This is a genomic window from Kitasatospora sp. NPDC086791 (genome assembly GCF_040685975.1).
Lineage (GTDB): Bacteria > Actinomycetota > Actinomycetes > Streptomycetales > Streptomycetaceae > Kitasatospora.
Genome location: NZ_JBFBOC010000019.1, coordinates 1 through 16,239 on the forward strand (window position 1 = coordinate 1; position 16,239 = coordinate 16,239).

Below are 16,239 nucleotides of genomic sequence, written 5' to 3' on the forward strand. Positions count from 1 at the left end.
GTGATCCGCCAGTACGCGGTACCACCCGACGGAACATCAGTCACCGGACCCCACGGACCACTACCACCAGCCTGGCAGTTCGCCGCAACGTTGGAAAGACACACCTCCTTCTTCACGACCAGCGTCGACACGTTCGCCGTCGCCGACGACGGCGGAGTCGTGATCGGCGGCTGACCCGGAGTCGGATTCGGAATGCTCCCCGTCACCGTATTCGTGGTCGACTGCGTGATGTTGCTGGACGAGCAGAAGAACTGCACGCTCGCGCCCACAGCAAGATTGAACGTTCCTGCCGCTGTCACGCACGACGGCGCCACACTGTCTGTCAGCGTCGCCCCCGTGATCGGCACCGGCCCGGTGTTCGTCGCGGTGATCCGCCAGTACGCGGTACCACCCGACGGAACATCAGTCACCGGACCCCACGGACCCACACCACCCTGACCACAGTCAGCGGCACTCGCCGAGAGGCAGACCTCCTTCAGCACCGTCATCGCGGGCTGGCAGGACGTGCCGTGGTTGACCTGGAACGTCACCGTGTTCGAGGTGACGGCGGGAAGGGTGCCGGTGACGGAGGTGGCCTGGTCGGAGACCGACGTGATGGAGCAGTCGCTGCCGACGGTGGTCTCGAAGCACAGCTGCGGCGGGTCGCCGACGAAGGTCACCAGGGCCTGAGGGTGGTTCGTCGGGGTGAACGAGGACTCGTTGAGCAGCGTGATGTTGGTGATCACCTTGATCGGCGAGACCGAGACCGGGATCGATGAGATGTCCGCGGTCTGGGTGGTGACGTTGAACGGGAAGGTGCCCAGCACGGTTCCGCTGGAGTTCTCCACCGTGACCGAGGAGTTCGCGAAGTCAACAGTCGTCGGGTCGATGTTCCCCAGAGAGACGGTGCCGTATGACGTCACGTGCCCGGTCTTGCCGTCGCAGTAGAACTGCGAGGGGTTGAGCGTGGACGTGGCCGTGACCTTCAGGCACGGGCTCGCGCCGGTGACCGGGTCCATGGACCACAGGTAGCCGGTGTCACCCAGGCCGTACTTGCACTGCCCGTCATAGGCGTAGCCGTAGGGACGGGTATTGCCGCCGTTCACGCTGGACGGCCCGGACAGGGTTCCACTCGAGCCGTACGAGGCACACGGCGCCTGGGTCGTCCAGTCGTAGCAGTAGTTGTAGTTGGCGACGGTGGGAGTGCTCGACCAGAAGGGGAACTCGGTCTCCAGGTGCCCGTTCGGCGCGGTGATCGTCAACGGGTTCATGAAGACGTTCTGGCCCGTGGGGGAGGCGTGTGCGCCGACGAGTGCCTGGAGGCCCGGCGGCGTGGCGATGGACGTTCCGGTGAAGTCGAAGCACTCCACGGTTCCCTGGGCCGGCACGGAGGTCGTCGTGATGTCCGAACCCACGATCGTGCACACGCCGATGGGGGTTCCGGCCGCGTTGTAGGCCGCGAAGATGTTGTCGTTGACGATCGTGCCGAAGCCGGCGGTCTGGGTGGCGAGCGTCTTCGGAACGGTCCAGCCGGGACACGCCGCGTTGGTCGTGGGGTCGAAGCAGGACATCTCCGTGGCGTTGGCAACCCCCACTCGCGTGGTGATGGTGATGTAGATCATCCCGTTGACGATGTCCATCGTGCCGAAGTAGTCGCTGGGCACGAGGGTGGACGCGGACGGCATGGGCGGCAGGCCGATGCTGAACGTGCCACAGGACGTGTTCGTCGTCGGGTCGTAGCAGAGGACCTGCCCGCTTGAGGACACGCCGTAGATCAAACCGTTCGACGCCTGCACGAGGCCGCCGATGCTGTTGCCTCCGGTGGCCGTCGCGTTCTGTAGGACCGTGAAGCCACAGCTCTGCTGGGTCTGCAGGTTGATGCAGCCGACCCCGATCTGGGTCGGCGTCGCAGCCAGGGCGGCCGGGTAGAACAGTTGCGAGCCGGACAGCACGTACTGTTCCTTGCGTGTGGTGCGCAGATTACCCGTGAGCGTTCCGGCGACGGAGGAGTTCAACGCCTGCGGCCACGTCTGCGGAGCGCCTGTGGGAGTGGTGCACGGCAGGTTCGTCTCCAGATCCGTGCAGACCACGATCGGCATGACCGTGGTGTTCGCATGGTGGTAGATGTTCCACGCCTCTTTGACCGGCTGTCCGTTGATGGTCGCCGTGAAGAGGATCGGGATGAACCCGTCGCCGCCAGTCGACGTGTTGACCGGGGTGAACGGCGCGGGGATCAGCGTGGCCGTGCCGGTCGCCGGCGAGACGATGTTGGGGTTGACGGCTTGCACGGCGTTCGTGGCAGTGCCCTGGTCGGTCGTCACGAAGCTGGTGCCGCCGTTGGTGGACCACTGGGGGGTGAACCCCGGGGGTACCTGCAGTGACCCCGGCACGTAGGTCTGTGCCTGCGGAGTGGTCCCCGGGCCGCCCTGGATGATGTCGGTGATGCTCGCCGACTGCAGGCTGCCGTCCGGGTTGGTGTAGGACACCACCCACTGGAGGGTGTCACCGGGGTTGGCCGTCGTGGTGCTGCCGGTGGTCAGGTCCACACCGGTCTTCGTCAGCGTGGGTGTCGCGGCTGGTGCTGCGAGCGCCGCCGGGGCCCGCGCCGGGGCTTTCTTCGCGGTGACCGCGAGCGCGGGCAGCGAGAACGACGACAGTGCCGCCGCCAGCGCCACCAGCACCGTGAGCGCCGCCCGCATTGCCGTCAAGGTACGCCTGCGGCACCGGCGCATCAGCAGCGAACCCGCCACCGACACGGTCCGGTGTGCGGCAACGCACACGACCCCCCACAACGCGGCAAGTGCCACGAAAGTCCTGTCTCCCGGCGATCTGCCCACAGCAGATGCCGCGGCGCCGGAAGACCCGACGCCCCGTGGGCCGGCTCTACGCCGGTCCCGAGCCATGCGTGAAGCCGCACAGCGTCTCATAACGGAACCCTTTCAACGGGAAGGACTGGCGCCGCGCACCCTCTCCGAGAGGTGGTGTCCCTGGCGCCTAGCAGGGAACTTCGGTTGCTGCGTAGCGCAGCCGCGAGACAGCTCGCGAGGATTCCAGCCGAGGCCAGGACAGCCTCGCCGGCACTCGGGGGGAGGCCGCACGCAAGCCCTCCCCGCGTCACCCGACGCGGGACGGGATGCGACGTCATTGCGGAGCGCACGCGCTGAAGCGACGTCAACCGTCGCTGCATGGCGCTCGCCTTCCGCGCCGGGCACGACGGAACGCACGGTTGGCGTCCGCCGGGCCTGGAAGCTGGTGTGATTCATGCTCGTGCCTTCGTGACGAGTGCCCGTGGTCGCCTCAGGAGTCGGGCATCACCAGGGAAGAGGAGTTCGATGGTCCGGGCTGACGGCACTGAAGTGACGTTCTGTCGCTAAGCACTCACTTGGCGTAGTCGCAAGAGGCCCCGCGGGGACGGCAGCGGGGACACCTGTCGCTCCCCCGCGAGGCACCGCAGTGAATGCCCGCTGAAGCACCGCGCCGGCGCTCGGGGCCACCGGGGGCGGGCACGGCCTGGCTCCTGATCGGGCTCGCCACCGGGCGGAGATCGCTGAACCGCGTCCACTTTCGCCAGTCCGACGGACGAGGCGTGGCCACCCTCGAAGCGACTCAACGACAGCACCGTCGCTCCACCAAGCGAGCGAATCCGGCGGACAGTGCGGACGGATAACCAACGAGGCTCCCTGCAAGGAGAGTTGAGATGCACGGGCATCTCACTCGACCTTCGGGAGCCTCGTTCAGTCGCCGATCATGCCGCCGGCCCGGTCGTCACCCGACCGGTGTGTGTTCTGAGGAACCTGCGTGAGCGGAGGCCGCCGACGACGGGGAGGTGGCGGCGGACTGTGCGGCATTGGGAGCGTTCTGCGGAGAAGATGAGTTCTTGGGGATGACTTCGGCGACCGCTGCGGCAAAGGCGTCCGAGGAGGAGAGCGGGCCGGAGGTCACCGTCGGGTCGAGCTTGTCCCCGTTGAGAAGCATCGTGGGGGTCCCGACGAACTTGCGGTCGTGGAAGTCCTGGGTGACGTCGCGTACCCAACCGTCGTGGACGCCGTTCTTGACGCACTCCTCGAAGACGGGGGTGTGCAGGCCCGGGACCTCGTCGGCGAGCTTGAGGAGGGTCTTCCGGTCGCCGAACCCGTCCTCGTTCTCCGGAGGCTGCTTGGAGAAAAGGACGGCGTGATACTGACCGAACTTGTTCTGGTCCTGGGCACAGGCGGCGGCGTTGGCGGCTCGCTTGGAGCCGTTGCCACCGTGTCCGGCGTCGATGAGAGCGGCGGTGTGGTAGTTGATCCGGAGCTGACCGGCCTGGACGAGTTTCTGGAAGGCCTCGCCGAGGCGGGCTTCGGCGCCCTGGCAAGCGGGGCAGCGGAAGTCCTCGAAGATGTCGAGGGTCGCGGGGGCCGTCGCCGCGCCCACCGCGATGGACTTACCGTCGGCGGCGGCGCCGAGTGGAGCGAGCGTGGGGCCGGACGAGCGGTTGTTCTGGATGGTGATTCCGATGACGCCGGCGGTGGCGATGACCAGGGGGGCCACCCCGTAGGTGAGGTACTTGCGGCGCTTCTTGGCGAGTTCGACGGCAATCACGCTATCTTGCTGGGCACGTTCCCGGGCGCGTTGCTTGCCTTCACGATTCGCTCGACTCATGGTTTGCTCCGGGGGATCGGTGGCAGGCGGTGCTGCCCGTTCGGTGGTTCATATCTGTGGTCGTTCACACGCACCCGCCGCTGTGTGGCGGCAACACATGAGCGCCTTCCCGTCCGGTCCCGGGCGGGTCCGAACGGGAAGGCGCGACTCGAAGCCGGAACCGGACCAGCGGCCTGTGCTAGACCCCGGGTTGCGATGCCGGGCCGGGGGTTGTGGCGTTGGCGTCGGCAGGCGGCTGGGCAGCGCCGGACCTGGCCGGATCGGCAGGCTGTCGGACGTCCGCGGCCTGGCCTGAGGAAGCCGTACCCGACGGGCTCTGACCGGTCGGTCCGCCCTGCATCTGTGCGGAGGGGGCTGCCGCTGCGCTCGGCTTCGGCGGTACGGGGGGCATGAATGTGACGTCCTGCAGCGCGATGTCCTGAACGGTCTTCCAGAACGTCGTGGCAGCCTGAGGGCCGTCGATGTCCAGCTGTTTGCCGTTGAGCGCGGCAGCGATGGTGTCCTTGTGGGGCTGCTTGGCGAATTCCTTGCTGAGGCGCTCCACCCAGCCGGCGTGTGTGCTCTTGTTGAGGCACTGCTCGAACTGAGGTGTGCGCAGTCCGTCGACGCGGTCGGCGACCGCTAGCAGGCCCGCCTTGCCGGAGACGTCGGTGGGAGCAGCGCCCACCAGGGCCTGCCGGTAGGGATCGAACTTCCCCGCGTCCTGGGCACAGGCGACGGCGTTCGCGGCCTGTGCGGACAGTGGGGCGGCGCCGTTGCCGCTGGCGGCGACCGGCTTGTAGACGACCTTCAGCCGGTTCTCCGTCAGCAGCTGGCGGACCGTCGGCCCGAAGTCGTTCTCGAAGGTGTGGCAGGCCGCACAGGTGAAGTCCTCGTAGAGGGTCAAGGTCGCCGGTGCCTTCTCGTACCCGATGGTGATGGCGTCGTGCTCGGTTCCCTTGGGGGCAGTGACGGGCAAGTCGTCGGAGAAGGGGCTGAACAGGACGATGCCGGCGACCAGGATCGCGGCGAGGCCGGAGACCATCAGCAGGCGGCGGCCCGGTCTGCGTGGCCGGCGTCGTCGGGGCGGTGGCGTCAGCTTCGCAGCGAAGGGGTTGGAGGGCGCGGCGGGGCCGGGTTGCCCCTCGTGGTCTTGGGTGCTGTCGATAAACGTGGACATGAATTCCCACCAGCCGTCGGGGCGTGTTTTCGGGCCGACCCTCATTGGGGTGGCCTCTCCCGATTTACGAGCGCCTGGCGGCTGCACTCAATCGCCCACGCCACAGGGTCGATGAAATCCCACGAATGCACTATCTTAGTGTTTACTGATCATCTTGCCTTTTTGAAGCGCATCCCCTGGAATTCTGGCGCCCCGAGCCGTGCCGCTGGTGCCGTTGAGGATGCCCTTTCGGGGGCCGTTGCGACGGCGATGACGCGGTCGCCGGTGCGGAAAGGCCTTCCGTCGGCTCGTCGCAGTGGGCCCGTTGCCGTGCCGCGGCGAGGACGGGGTGGATGGCGTAGTCGTGGCCGACGAGTACCAGGTGCGGCGCGGGGGTGGCGTCGATCAGCCGGACGACGTCGGTGGTGTGGGTGTCCAGGTCCGTGTCCTGGCTTCCCGGTGAGCTCGTGAGTTCGCAGGTTAGGGCGATGCAGGTGTCCGGACCGGACCGTCACGAACGCATCGAAGCTCCGGTTGAAGGGGGTGACCTTCCCAAGTCGCCCTGAACCGCCGGAGCTTGTGGCTGGTGCCGGCGTGCCCTGCCCGACGACGGCTCTCCCCTCGGGCCCGGCCCCTGTGCGTCCGCGTACTGGCCGGCGGCCCATTGCGGGGCCAACTCCCTGACCGGCTGCGACTGTGAGGTCTGTGTCCGGTACGGAACCCGGTCCGGGCGGTGAAGCGGAACCTGCTCCGCCTCGCCGGGCGGCCGGACCTGGTGATCGTCGCCGGCCGGGGGCGGGACAATGGGCGGGTGACCGACAGTCAGCTCCCCCGTGGTATCACCGCCCTGATCCCCGGTGCCCCCGCGCCGGCCACGCCCGGCCAGCGGGCGGCGTCGCAGCTCCTCCACCTGCGGACCGTGGAGGTGCCCCTCCCGCTCCTGGCCGCGGCCGCGGAGCTGATCGCCCCGCAGTTGGAGAGCGCGGACCCGGTCACCCGCGAGGCCGCCGCCGATGTCCGGGCCCGTCTGCTCGCCGTGCTCGACGGTGCCGGGCCGCGCGCCGGTCGGCCGGGCGGCGACTGAGGCGCCTGCGGGCCGGGGGTCAGCCCGCCGCGGGTGCCGCGGGGTGCGGACGACGACGGCGCGCCGGCCCAGCGGTGCAGGGCGGCTTCGAGGGCGGCGGTGTCGGGGCCGGACCCGGCGGCGGCGTCGGAGCCGGTGTCGGAGCCTGGGTCGCAGGCCCAGGCGACCACGCCGCCCGGGCGGACCAGGACCCCGGTCGGCGTCGCCCGGCCGGCGTGCGAGCAGGTCCCGTTGCACCCGCTCGGCGGCGGGCAGCAGGCCGCGGCGGTCGAGTGCCTCGGCCGTCGGCACGTTGGTCGCCCCGGTCGTGGGTGAGCCGCTGGGGGCGGCGGTCCTGCCGGGGCGCGGCTGGGACGACCCGTCGGGCCGCTGCGGGCCTGGGGCCGGCCGGCGCCGGCCGGCCTGTGGGGGCGCGGCTGGTCCTTCCCCCGGTGCGAGGAGTCGGCCGCCCCGCCGTGGCCGTGGCCGTTCCCGGTGCTCGCGCGGCGCGGTGAACCCCCTTTGATGCGAGAGGAGTTGGCGTACTTCGATGCCGGCCTCGCGGAGGCCCCGGCCGACGGCGGCGGGGGCGGTGACGACCACGACGGCGACTGGGTGGAGGACGCCCTGGAGGAGGTCCTCCGGCTGCTCGGCGAGTGCCTGCCGCAGTGGCTGGACGGCGCCCCGGCCCACGGCCGCGACCTGCTCCTGCCGCGCGACGGCGGCCGCTGAACGCCCGCCTCCCGGTGCCGCGCCCCCTCCCGGCGCCGCAGCCCCGGCCTCACCTGCGGACGGCGGCCTGCCGGGTGCGGCGGGCGAGGCGGTGCAGGCGCTGCACGGCGACGAAGCGGTGCATCCGATCGGCCAGCGTCAGGCGGTACTTGAGCCGCAGCCGGCTGTTGAGCCCGGCCAGCCGCTCGGGGCCGATGGCCCGCAGCAGCCGGCTGACGTGCTGCTGGTAGGCCTCGCGGTAGGCGCGGTCGCCGTCCGGGACGGACCAGAAGAACATCGGGATCTCCTCGACCAGGCAGTTGTGGTCGTAGGCGCTCAGGTGCCCGGCGAACTCCGGCTCGGGGCGGGCGAGCAGCCACTCCCGGACCAGTTCCATCGAGCGGACCCGGTCGACCACGCCGCGCGGGTCGGTCTTCTTCTGGGTGATGGACAGGTCGCCGTCCTCGCGCACCCGCCAGTGGTAGACGGGCTCGGCGATCACGTCGACCCGCTCGGCGAGGAAGTGGTGGGGCACGCTGACCGGGGCGTCCTCGTACAGGATGCCCTCGGGGTACAGGATGGCCGCCGCGTCGAAGAAGGACCGCCGGTAGACCTTGTTCCAGGCGGTGCGGTCGGTGACCAGGGCGGGCAGTTCGCTGACGTGGGTGCGCAGCCGGGTCTCGCGGAAGGCGCGGCGGTGGCCGTGCGAGGGGGTGAGGCCGGTGGTGCGCAGGCGCAGCGCGTTGCCGGTGACGAAGTCGGATCCGGTCTCGTCCAGCGTGCTGATCATCAGCTGGTAGGCGTGCGGCGGCAGGGTGTCGTCACTGTCGACGAAGGCCAGGTACTCGGTGCCGGGGGCGAGGTGGCGCCAGCCGGTGTTGCGGGCGGCGCCGAGGCCCTTGTTCTCCTGCCGGACCAGCCGGAAGCGCGGGTCCCGCTCGGCGTACGCCTTGGCGATGGCGGGGCCGTCGTCGGTCGAGCCGTCGTCGACCAGGACGCATTCGAAGTCCTCGAAGGTCTGGGCCGCGATCGAGTCGAGGCATTCCCGGAGGTAGCGCTCGACGTTGTAGATCGGGACGACGACGGACAGGCGGGGGGCCATCGGGCGGCCTTTCGCTGAGGAGCGGACGGGCCGGGCGTGGCCGGGCGGGTACGCACCGCCGACGGCCGATCACCGGCAGTGGACCGAATGTAGGGATCTTACAAGACCGTTGGGCGAACGAGGAGTGACGTCGAGGCTGCGGATCGGTGGAGCAGGCGTGACCGGCGTCAACCGTGCGCAAACGCCGTCGGCCCGGACGGCGGGCGCGGGTGCCGGGGGCGGACGGCGGGCGGGGGCCCCCGGCGGAGGGCAGCCTGGGGAGTACGGCGGCACCGCCGGTGCCGGGCACCGAGGAGCGGGCATGGACGACACCGACGTACTGGTCGTGGGGGCCGGACCGGTGGGCCTGACCGCCGCCGCCGAGTTGTGCCGGCGCGGGGTGCGGTGCCGGATGGTCGACCGGCTGGACGCTCCGCAGCCGTACGCCAAGGCGGTGGGGATCCAGCCCCGCACGCTGGAGGTCTGGGACGCCATGGGGCTGGTGCGCCGCGTCCTGGACGAGGCGGTGCCGCTGCTCGGCCAGCTCGTCTTCACCGACGGCGAGCCCGGCCCGCGCATCGACCTCGACCTGCCCGCCGACGTGCCGTACCGCTTCGCCGCGCTGCCCCAGGACGCCACGGAGCGGCTGCTGACCGAGCACCTGGCCGGCCACGGCGCCGTGGTCGAGCGCGGCACCGAGGTGCTCGGCCTGCGGCAGGACGACGACGGCGTGCGCGTCACCCTGGCCGCCCCCGGGGGGCCGCGCGAGCTGTCCGCGCGCTGGGTCGTGGGCTGCGACGGCGCCCACAGCACGGTGCGCCGCGCCGCCGGGATCGGCTTCGGCGGCGACGCCTTCCCCGAGCGGTTCATGCTCGGCGACGTCGAGCTGGACTGGGACCTGCCGCCCGGCTACGCCGTGCGCGCCACCCGCGGCGCCACCGACGGCACTCCCGGGGAGACGTTGGTGTGTGTCCCGCTGCCCGGCCGGCGCCGCTACCGGGTGTCCATGACCGTCCCGGCCGAACTCGCCACCGCCGCCGGCCCGGTGCGCGGGGTCGCGCACGGACTGGAAGGCGGCCGCACCCCCGAACTGCGGCACCTCCAGCAGGGCCTGGACCGGCTGTCGCCGCGGCCCGTCACCGCGTCCGCGCTGCGCTGGTCCTCGGTGTTCCGGATCAGCCACCGCCTCGCCGACCGCTACCGCGACGGCCGTCTGCTGCTGGCCGGCGACGCCGCCCACATCCACCCGCCCACCGGCGCCCAGGGCATGAACACCGGGATCCAGGACGCCTGGAACCTCGCCTGGAAGCTCGCCCTCACCGTGCGCGGCGTCGCCACCGCCACCCTCCTCGACAGCTACCACGCCGAACGCCACCCGGTCGGCGAGGAGGTCGTCTCCCGCACCGTGCGCCACTCCCGCGCGGGCTTCGGCGCCGACGCCGACGCCAGCGCCGAGGGCGGCTCGGAGCCCGAGGATCCCGTCATCCCGCTGCTGCGCGAGGCCCAGCTCCTGGTCGGCTACCGCGACGGCCCGCTGACCGAGCCCGCCCCGGGCACCCGTCCCGCCCCCGGCGACCGCGCCCCCGACTGCCCGGGCCTCACCCGCCCCCTGACCTCCTACCCGCAGCGCCTGCACGAGCTGCTGCGCGGCACCCGCCACACCCTGCTGCTGTCCGCGGGCCCCGCCACCGACGCCCGGACCCTGCACACCTGCGCGGCCGCCGCCCACGCGGCCGCGCACGGGCTGCTCGACGTGTACGCCGTCCTCGCCCCGGACTCCCCCCAGCCCTCGGAACCCCCCGGCTCCCCGCAGTCGCCCACCGCTTCGGAGGGCCTGCGCCTGCCCGTCGTCCGCGACACCGCCGCCGCCTTCCGCGCCGCCTACCGGCCGGGCGACGGCGAGGCTCTCCTCATCCGCCCCGACGGCTACCTCGCCGCCCGCCTGCCCGCCGCCGACCCGGCCCGCCTGGTGGCCCACCTGCGCCGTACCTTCACCCCGGCCTGACCGCCGGCCGGGGCACCGGAGCGATTGGGCGTCAACTTCCTCCAAGGGCAAGAAGGTTGACACCCCCGAGCGCCGGGGCGGGACGACTTCCCGCCGCATCGACGACCGCCCGCCGGGGCTCCGTCGGGGGGCGTGGGCCCCGGAACGCCCTCCGGGGACCGGGCACGGACGGTATCCGGGCCGATCCCCGTGGTGGCGACATGGGCGACCGCGCCCCGGCGGGCGGGCGCGGCCGGGCCTGAGGCGGCCAGGTCGCGCATTCACCCGAACGGAGTAACTTGGTCGTGCTCCACCCGTCATGGTCCGGCCGTCGGAACGACCATCGAAGGACCGTGCGTACGGGACACCAGCCGATGAGGTGATGGACATGCGGGAATCGACGACCGAGGGCGTGCCGGAGTCGGCATCCGGAATGCAGCGCCAGCTCTACTCCGGGGCCGAGCGGCCCTTCGACCCCGAGGACCTCGTGATGGCGTCGGGCCGCGACGTCACCCCCGATCGCATCGAGTGGGCGCGGCAGGAGATCGAACGCAAGGGCGCCGCGGCGCTGGAGCGCTACCTCCCCTGAGCGGAGGCGGGAACCGGCCGACGCCGCCGGCCCGTCCGGTTCCCCGACCCGCCCGGCCCGCATGACCGGACTGCCCGGACACGGAACGGATACCGACCGGGCACCGGCTGGAGACCGACCGGCGCGGGCTCGGGGGAAGCGCAGGTTCCGGTACGAGCACGCCGGGTCGGTGCCGCTGCCGACGATCGTCGGGCCCGCCGGACCGGTGTTGTCAGTGCCGGTGGTGATGATGCTGTCCATGAACGACGCCGCTCTGCTCACCCCCGGCGACTACGCCGACGCCGTTGCCACCGCCGTCCGGGCGGCCGCCGCCTACTACACCGACGGCGGCACACCACTCGGCGACGACGAGTACGACGCCCTGCTGCGCGCCGTCGCGGCCTACGAGGAGGCGCACCCGGACGAGGTGCTGCCGGACTCCCCCACCGGGAAGGTCGCGGGCGGCGCGGTCGGGGGCGACGTGCCGCACAGCGTGCCGATGCTGTCGCTGGACAACGTCTTCTCGGCCGAGGAGCTGGCGGACTGGGCGGCCGGGCTGGAGCGCCGGCTGGGCCGCCCGGTGGCCGCCTGGTGCGTGGAGCCCAAGCTGGACGGCCTGGCGGTGGCCGCCCGCTACCGCGCCGGGCGCCTGCACCAGCTGATCACCCGCGGCGACGGCCTGGCCGGCGAGGACATCAGCCACGCCGCCGACGCCGTGCTGGGCCTGCCCGCCGTACTCGCCGAGCCCGTCGACATCGAGCTGCGCGGCGAAGTCCTGCTCACCCGCGAACAGTTCGAGCACGCCAATGAGGTCCGCACCGCGCACGGCGCCGTCCCCTTCGCCAACCCGCGCAACGGCGCCGCCGGCACCCTGCGCGCCAAGGACCGCCCCTACCGCGTCGAGCTGACCTTCTTCGCCTACTCCGCCGTCGGCGCCGACGACCTCGACCACGCCGCCCTGCTGGAGCGCCTGGCCGCCCTGGGCGCCCACACCGCCGCCGCGACCGCCGCCCGCCCGCTGCGCTGCGCCACGCTGGAGGAGGCCCAGCGGCGCATCGAGGAGATCGCCGCGCTCCGCTCCGAGCTGCCGTTCGGCATCGACGGCGTGGTGGTCAAGGCCGACTCCTCGGTGGACCAGCAGGACGCGGGGTCCGGGTCCCGGGCGCCGCGCTGGGCCGTGGCCCGCAAGCTCGCCGCCGAGCACAAGGTCACCCGGCTGCTCGACGTCGAGTGGAACGTCGGGCGCACCGGCATCATCGCCCCGCGCGCCGTCCTGGAGCCGGTCGTCATCGACGGGGTCACCGTCACCTACGCCACGCTCCACAACCCGGCCGACATCACCCGGCGCGGCCTGATGCTCGGCGACCGGGTCTTCGTCTACCGCGCGGGCGACGTCATCCCGCGGGTGGAGGCGCCGCTGGTCGAGGAGCGCACCGGCGACGAGCGGCCGATCGTGTTCCCCGAGGCGTGCCCGCGCTGCGGCGACGCCATCGACAGCACCGAGCAGCGCTGGCGCTGTGCCCGCGGGCGCAACTGCCAGGCCGTCGCCTCGGTGATCTACGCGGCCGGCCGCGACCAGCTCGACATCGAGGGCCTGGGCGGCACCCGCGCCGTGCAGCTCGTCGAGTCCGGCCTGGTCACGGACATCGCCGACCTGTTCTCCCTCGCCCGCGAGCAGCTGCTGGGCCTGGAGCGGATGGGCGAGACCAGCACCGACAACCTGCTCGCCGCGATCGAGACCGCCCGCAGCCGCCCGCTCAACCGGGTCTTCTGCGCGCTCGGCGTGCGCGGGACCGGGCGCACCATGTCCCGCCGGATCGCCGCGCACTTCGGCTCGATGGCCGCGATCCGCGCCGCGGACGCCGAGACGCTGGCCCGGGTGGACGGCATCGGCCCGGAGAAGGCCCGCGTCATCGTCGCCGAACTCGCCGAGCTCGCGCCGCTGTTGGACCGCCTGGCGGCCCGGGACGTGGGCACCGCCGTCACCGCTCCGCAGGCGCCCGTCGCGGCGGCGGGCGCCTCGGCGGCGGCCGAGGGGCCGGCGGTGGCGGGTGAAGGGGGTGCGGGGCCGCTCGCGGGCGAGGCGGTCGTCGTCACCGGCAGCATGACCGGTCCGCTCGCCGCGCTGTCCCGCAACGAGATGAACGAGCTGATCGAGCGGGCCGGCGGCAAGGCGTCCTCGTCCGTCTCCAAGCGCACCACGCTGCTCGTGGCCGGCGAGAAGGCCGGCTCCAAGCGGGCCAAGGCCGAGGAGCTGGGCATCCGGATCGTCACCCCCGACGACTTCGCGGTCCTCGTCGCCGGCCAGCTGCCGGGGGCGGAGGCCGGGACGGAAGCGGAGGCCGGGACGGAGGCGGAGGCCGGGACGGAAGCCTGACGAGCGGGCGTGCGGGGGTCAGGAGACCGCCGGGGCGGCCAGGGTGAGCGTCCGGGCGGTGGCGTCGAGCTCGGCCTCCACGCCGAGGGGCAGCGGGAGGTTGGGGCCGGCGTGGCCGACGTCCAGACCGGCGAGGACGGGCAGCGGGCGGTCGCCGAGCACGTCCAGGACCACCTCGCGCAGCGCCGGCTCCGCCGCGTCGCCGGCGCCGACCCGCAGCGGGGTGCCGACCGCCATCGCCGCGATCCGGTCCAGGACGCCCGACAGCCGCAGCGCGTGCAGGTCGCTCCAGACGGCGGACAGCGGCCGGTCCACCTCCTCCCAGAAGAGCACCGCGCCGTCGAAGCACCGTGCGGGGAGGGCGTACGGGGTCGCCTGGAGGGCGACGAGGCGGTTGAGCAGACCGCCGACCAGCCGGCCCCGGGCCCGGCCGTCGCGCCAGCACTGCCACGGGGAGAGCGCCGGCAGCGGCCCGGGCGCGACCGGCTCGGTGAGCACCCGCGTGTAGGCCTCGCGCAGGGCCCGGCGCGCGCCGTCCTCCCCGGGGCCGCCCGCGAAGCGCTCGCTCCACGCGCCGCCGAAGCCGTAGGTGACCATGTCGGAGTGCACGCCGACCAGGCCGGTGCGGGCGTGCAGGGCCAGCAGCAGCTGGGAGACGTCGCTGCAGCCCAGGACCGGCTTCGGATCGGCGCGCACGGCGTCCAGGTCCAGCAGGTCCAGCCAGCCGGTGACCGCCTGCCCGCCGCTGTGCGCGACGACCGCCCGCACCTCGGGATCGCGCAGCAGCGCGTTGAACTCCGCCGCCTGCTCGGCCGGACGGGCCGCGGCCCACCAACGGGTGCGCCCCTCGGCGACCGACGGACAGACCCGCACCCGGAAGCCCAGTTCCTCCAGCACGGCCGTGCCGCGGGCCAGCAGCGGCCGGCCGTCGGCTTCGAGCGGACCGGCCGGCGCGGTCACCGCGACCAGGTCGCCGGGGCACAGGGCGCGAGGACGGAGCAGAGCGGGCACGTGGCGACCCCGGTTTCACAGGTGGGCGGATCCGGCCGCTGCCGGAGGGGCGGGACACCCTGGGCGGGCGCGCCGTCCGGGCAGGTCGGACCGCAGTCTCGCGGCCCGCCACCGCTCCGGCAACCGGTTTTTCGCCCGCCGCGGCTCCACCGGGCGGCGCCCGGGTGCGCCGGGGTGCGGTCGGGCGCAGCAGGGCGGCGGTGGGTGAACGGGCGGCGGGGCCGTCCGGGCGGGCGGAGCCGGCGGAGCCGGTGGGCTCGGCTGGGCGGGTCACGGCGGGCCCGGGGCCGTTTCCGCCGGGCGGTGGCGGGTGATCCCTTGCGGCCAGGGCGGCGGTGCATCCCCGTCGCCGCGTGCCCCTCTCCGCCTGAACCGCCCCAGCCACCCGCGTCGTTGTCCGGAGGCCCCGTCGTGTCCCTGCGCTCCCGCCCCTCTCTCCCCGCTCTCCCTTCCCGCCGCTCGCCGCAGTCCCGCCGTCCCGGGCGTACGGGCGCCGCCCTGCTCACCGCCGTGCTGGCGCTGGCACCCGCCGGGCCCGCCGCGGCCGCGCCCCGGGACGACGACGACCTCGCGCTGCGGGCCCGGCTGCAGGAGCTGGTCGACCGTCCGGACGGCCCGCCGGGGGCGATCGCGGTGCTGCGCGACGGTGACCGGGTGCGGGTGTTCCGGGCCGGGACGGCCGAGGTCGGCACCCGGCGCCCGGCCCGGATCGACGACCACATGCGCCTGGCCAGCGCCGCGAAGGCGTTCAGCGGCGCGGTCGCGCTGCGCCTGGTCGACTGCGGGCTGCTCGGGCTGGACGACACGATCGCCGGGCGGCTGCCCACGCTGCCCGCCGCCTGGGGCGCGGTGACCCTGCGCCAGTTGCTCCACCACACCAGCGGGCTGCCGGACTACAGCGCGGCGCCGGGGTTCGTCGACCTGATCCGCGCCGACCCGCACCACGTGTTCGACTCCCGGCACCTGCTGGACTTCGTCGCCGACCGGGACCTGGAGTTCGCCCCCGGCTCCCGGTACCACTACTCCAACTCCGACAACATCGCCGTCGCCCTGATGGCGGAGGCCGCCACCGGGCAGCGCTACGAGGACCTGCTGGCCTCCGAGGTCTACCGGCCGCTGGGGCTGACGCGGACCAGCCTGCCCTCCGGCTACGAGCTGCCCGCGCCGTACCTGCACGGCTACGCCGTCCAGCCGCCCGGGCCGCCGCAGGACGTCAGCACCCTGTTCGGTGCCTCGGGCGCCTGGGCGTCGGGCGGTGTGGTGTCCACCCCGAGGGACTTCGGCGCGTTCGCGGCCGGGTACGCGGGCGGCCCGCTGATCAGCGACGCGACCCGCCGTCAGCAGCGGTCCTTCGTCGCGGGCGCCTCCGAGCCGGCCGGCCCGGGGGCCAACCGCGCCGGGCTGGCGATCTTCGAGTACGCCACCCGCTGCGGCGTGGTGTACGGGCACACGGGCAACACCGCGGGGTACACCCAGTTCGGCGCGGGCACCCCGGACGGGCGGCGCGGCGTCACGGTCTCCGTCACCACGCAGGTCAACGAGAGGGTCGCCCCGGACCTGCTGGCGCACCTGCGCGCGGTCGAGGAGGACTTCGTCTGCGCGCTGTCGGCCGACTGAGGCTCCTGCGGAGGCCCTGGGGCCGGGGGCCGGGGGCCGGCCTGCGCCGGAAAGCCGACAGGGGCGGAA

The 16,239-nt window shown here is 73.1% G+C and carries 11 protein-coding genes; 6 read left to right on the forward strand and 5 right to left on the reverse strand.

The window, feature by feature from the left end:
• The 3 genes from AB0Q99_RS23170 to AB0Q99_RS23180 form a co-directional block, all read right to left on the reverse strand.
• The coding region (locus AB0Q99_RS23170; protein WP_363574695.1) for a hypothetical protein at nt 1-2,678 on the reverse strand (2,678 nt) is incomplete at its 3' end.
• 1,066 nt (nt 2,679-3,744) lie between these two features.
• Entirely contained in the window at nt 3,745-4,560 is an 816-nt protein-coding gene (locus tag AB0Q99_RS23175) for a thioredoxin domain-containing protein (protein WP_363574697.1), read from the reverse strand.
• A gap of 238 nt (nt 4,561-4,798) precedes the next feature.
• The gene (locus AB0Q99_RS23180; RefSeq protein WP_363574699.1) at nt 4,799-5,779 is read right to left on the reverse strand and encodes a thioredoxin domain-containing protein; all 981 of its coding nucleotides are present in this window, start codon (nt 5,777-5,779) and stop codon (nt 4,799-4,801) included.
• A gap of 790 nt (nt 5,780-6,569) precedes the next feature.
• Here AB0Q99_RS23180 and AB0Q99_RS23185 point away from each other — a divergent pair.
• Together AB0Q99_RS23185 and AB0Q99_RS23190 are read left to right on the forward strand one after the other, a co-directional pair.
• Nucleotides 6,570-6,842, forward strand: a complete 273-nt coding sequence (locus tag AB0Q99_RS23185) for a hypothetical protein (RefSeq protein WP_363574701.1) — start codon at nt 6,570-6,572, stop codon at nt 6,840-6,842.
• A 504-nt stretch (nt 6,843-7,346) separates the two neighbouring features.
• Nucleotides 7,347-7,553, forward strand: coding sequence for a hypothetical protein (locus AB0Q99_RS23190; protein WP_363574703.1), 207 nt, complete (start codon nt 7,347-7,349; stop codon nt 7,551-7,553).
• Between the two features lie 49 nt (nt 7,554-7,602).
• Here the strand turns inward: AB0Q99_RS23190 and AB0Q99_RS23195 are convergent, their stop codons facing one another.
• Entirely contained in the window at nt 7,603-8,634 is a 1,032-nt protein-coding gene (locus AB0Q99_RS23195; protein ID WP_363574705.1) for a glycosyltransferase family 2 protein, read from the reverse strand.
• A 301-nt stretch (nt 8,635-8,935) separates the two neighbouring features.
• Here AB0Q99_RS23195 and AB0Q99_RS23200 point away from each other — a divergent pair, with 301 nt between their 5' ends.
• The 3 genes from AB0Q99_RS23200 to ligA all read left to right on the forward strand — a co-directional run bounded on the left by AB0Q99_RS23200 (nt 8,936) and on the right by ligA (nt 13,542).
• Nucleotides 8,936-10,618: an FAD-dependent monooxygenase gene (locus AB0Q99_RS23200; protein ID WP_363574707.1), complete on the forward strand. Its 1,683-nt coding sequence runs from the start codon at nt 8,936-8,938 to the stop codon at nt 10,616-10,618.
• Nucleotides 10,619-10,985: 367 nt separating this feature from the next.
• Nucleotides 10,986-11,186, forward strand: coding sequence for a hypothetical protein (locus AB0Q99_RS23205; RefSeq protein WP_363574934.1), 201 nt, complete (start codon nt 10,986-10,988; stop codon nt 11,184-11,186).
• A 238-nt stretch (nt 11,187-11,424) separates the two neighbouring features.
• Nucleotides 11,425-13,542 carry an NAD-dependent DNA ligase LigA gene (gene ligA / locus AB0Q99_RS23210; RefSeq protein WP_363574709.1) on the forward strand — a complete coding sequence of 706 codons (2,118 nt, stop codon included), beginning with the start codon at nt 11,425-11,427 and terminating at the stop codon, nt 13,540-13,542.
• An 18-nt stretch (nt 13,543-13,560) separates the two neighbouring features.
• Here ligA and AB0Q99_RS23215 read toward each other — a convergent pair whose 3' ends face one another.
• A complete protein-coding gene (locus AB0Q99_RS23215) occupies nt 13,561-14,553 on the reverse strand; it encodes an LD-carboxypeptidase (RefSeq protein WP_363574710.1) in 993 nt (330 codons plus the stop codon).
• Between the two features lie 513 nt (nt 14,554-15,066).
• Between AB0Q99_RS23215 and AB0Q99_RS23220 the strand changes: the two genes are divergently transcribed.
• Complete coding sequence (locus AB0Q99_RS23220; RefSeq protein ID WP_363574922.1) at nt 15,067-16,170, forward strand: serine hydrolase domain-containing protein; 1,104 nt, start codon at nt 15,067-15,069, stop codon at nt 16,168-16,170.
• Nucleotides 16,171-16,239 lie beyond the last annotated feature (69 nt).